Here is a 2,138-nt window from a genome sequence, read left to right on the forward strand (position 1 = left end):
GTCCCGTACGTCGTGGGTCCCGGCGTCCGGCCGCGGCGCGGCGGTGCCCTCCCCCGTGGCGGCGGGCGGACCGGCGTCCGCGCGGAGCGATCCGTCACGCGTATCGGGAACGAGCGTGCCCGCGCGGCCGCGCGGGGCCTGCTCCCCGGCCGCGGCCGGGGCGGGGGTTCCGGTGCTCATACGGCGGCCTCTTCCTTCTCCAGTTGCTGGGCCCGGGCCACCTCGTCGTGGAGCAGGGTCCAGATCTCGTGGCGGTAGCGGGCGAACTCCGGGCTGGAGCGCAGGTCCTCACCGGTCGCCCCGGTGGAGCGGTCCCCGAAGGACACCGGCACGACCTCCTTGACGCGGCCGGGGCGGGAGGTGATGACGGCCACCTTCTGCCCCAGGTACACGGCCTCCTCGATGCCGTGCGTGATGAACACGACCGTCTTGCCGGTGCTCTGCCAGATGCGGCGCAGCTCGTCCTGGAGGGACTCGCGGGTCTGGGCGTCGAGCGCGGCGAAGGGCTCGTCCATGAGCAGCACGTCCGGGTCGTACGCCAGCGAGCGCGCGATCGCGACCCGCTGGCGCATCCCGCCGGAGAGCTCGTGCGGATGCCGGTCCTCGAATCCGGAGAGCCCCACCAGCTCCAGGAACTCCCGGGCCCGCGCCGCGCGTTGTCTGCGCGGGACGCCGATCGCCTCCAGGCCGAACTCGACATTGCCGAGCGCGGTGCGCCAGGGCAGGAGGGCGTACTGCTGGAAGACGATGCCCCGGTCCAGCCCGGGCCCGGTGACGGGCCTGCCGTCGAGGAGGATCTGCCCGGAGGTGGGCCGGGTCAGCCCGCCGAGGAGGTCCAGGAGGGTGGACTTGCCGCAGCCGCTGGGGCCGACGACGACGAGGAACTCCCCGGCCCCGATCTCCAGGTCGATCCCGTCGAGGGCGGTGAACTCCTCCTTGCTCCTGCCCTTCACCGGGAAGGTCTTCGTCACCGACTGGAACTCGATCTTCGCCATGGCCGGTCAGCCCTTCCCGTACCCGTTGAACTCGTTCGTGTACAGGTCGGACGGCTTCAGCTGCCCCGCCTTGATCTCGCCGCGCTCCGCGAGCCAGTCGAGCCAGACCTTGAACTCCTTGTCCTCGATGCGGCCGCCCGTCTCCGCGACCCCGTACGAGCGCCAGTACTTCAGCGTCGCGGTGTCCTCGTTGCGGCCGCGCTTCTTGATGATCGACTCCATGCGGGCGATGACCTCCTCGCGCGGGGTGGTGCGTGACCACTCGATGGCCTTGGCGACACCGGTGGTGAAGGTGCGGACGGTGTCCGGGTTCTCCTTGATGAACCGCTGGGTCATCACGTAGGAGCCGGCGCTGAACCTGCCGAGCAGGTCGAAGTCGCTGAACAGCGGGCGTATGCCGCCGGCGGCGAGGGCCTTGTCGCGCAGTACGCCGCCGAGCACGCCCACCTCGATCTGCTTCTGGCGCAGCGTCTGCTCGGTGTTGACGGGCGGCACGACCAGGGCCTCGACCTTGGCCGCGTCCGCCTTGGAGACACCGTTGCGGCCGAGGTAGATGTCGAGGATCGCCTGGGAGTGCGCGCCCAGGGTGTTCATGCCGACCTTCTTGCCGATCAGGTCGCGGGCGGAGCGGATCGGGCTGTCCTCCAGGACGTAGTAGCCGCTGAAGACGTCCTGGTCGACGCCGTAGTACGAGATCACCGCCTTGATCGGGGCCTTGCCCGCGGCGAGTTTGACGATCGCCCCGTTGAAGGCCCCGCCGAAGTGGATCTGGCCGGTGGCGGCGGACTGGATGTCCTGCGGGCCGCTGATGGTGTTGCCGACCCACTCCAGGGTGAGGCCGCCCAGGTAGCCGAGGTCGGCGGCCAGCTCGGGCAGGGTGACGGCGCCGACGCTGCCCTGGTACTTGAGCGTGGTGACCTGTCCGCCCGGCCGGGCGGACCCGCCGGTGGCGGTGGCGGTGCCGCAGCTCACCGCGGCCGCCGAGATGCCGAGCAGGGTGAGGAACTGGCGTCGGGTGCGGGTGGTCGGGGTGATGGATGCGGCGGGCATGGCGGGTCCTTGTCGGTACGGGGTTACGGGGTGGCGGCGAGGGTCGGAGCGGCGGAGCGCAGGGCGTCGGCGAACTCGTCGACGGCCTGGTAG

General features: G+C 71.2%; 3 protein-coding genes. All 3 read right to left on the minus strand.

Annotated elements, in window-relative coordinates:
• Nucleotides 1-180, minus strand: a 180-nt coding sequence (locus VR44_RS39095; RefSeq protein ID WP_045952446.1) for a hypothetical protein, incomplete at its 3' end; no start/stop codon positions are given.
• Nucleotides 177-995 carry an ABC transporter ATP-binding protein gene (locus VR44_RS39100; RefSeq protein WP_045952447.1) on the minus strand — a complete coding sequence of 273 codons (819 nt, stop codon included), beginning with the start codon at nucleotides 993-995 and terminating at the stop codon, nucleotides 177-179. The genes VR44_RS39100 and VR44_RS39095, both read right to left, overlap by 4 nt.
• Nucleotides 996-1,001: 6 nt before the next feature.
• Complete coding sequence (locus VR44_RS39105) at nucleotides 1,002-2,045, minus strand: ABC transporter substrate-binding protein (protein WP_045952448.1); 1,044 nt, start codon at nucleotides 2,043-2,045, stop codon at nucleotides 1,002-1,004.
• Nucleotides 2,046-2,138: the final 93 nt, after the last annotated feature.

It is taken from the genome of Streptomyces katrae (assembly GCF_000966975.1).
GTDB lineage: Bacteria > Actinomycetota > Actinomycetes > Streptomycetales > Streptomycetaceae > Streptomyces > Streptomyces katrae.